At 38.8% G+C, this 479-nt stretch carries 1 pseudogene; it reads left to right on the forward strand.

Annotated features, from left to right (window positions below):
* Positions 1-338 (forward strand): annotated as a pseudogene (locus B3Y13_RS09605) (carbon starvation CstA 5TM domain-containing protein); the annotation flags it as partial.
* Positions 339-479: the final 141 nt, after the last annotated feature.

Genomic DNA, 479 nt, shown 5'->3' on the forward strand with positions numbered 1-479 from the left:
GATACTTCTCTTGGTCTAACCAGACTCTGGCTATGATTGTTCTTTGGGCAGCTTCTGTTTACCTTGCAACAAACTACGGTCCAAATCCAAACCGTTGCTGGATTACTGCTGTTCCTGCGGCATTTATGTCTGCTGTAAGTATTACTTACCTGCTTTATGCTCCAGAATGTTTTAACCTTGGAGCTCATGGTGCAACAGGCCTCACAGTTTCTTATGTTGGCGGTGTTGCTGTTGCTTGTGTTTTCCTTGCAATATTCCTGTTTACTGCTTACAGAAATCCTGCAAAAAGTCTTGAAAGGCAGCAAAAAGTAGACATTAGCCGTAAAGGTGAGCATTAAACTGAAAGAGTTTTTTTTAAATTAGATTTTTTAGAAAATATTATGGAGCTGGCCGGCTGTAATAAATATTTCAGTCTGGATTTTTAGGTTGCCCTGTGTGTTCTTTTTAATAGAATGTGCAGGGCTTTTTTTTGTTTTTTT

The organism is Treponema sp. UBA7567, assembly GCF_002476655.1.
Classification (GTDB): domain Bacteria; phylum Spirochaetota; class Spirochaetia; order Treponematales; family Treponemataceae; genus Treponema_D.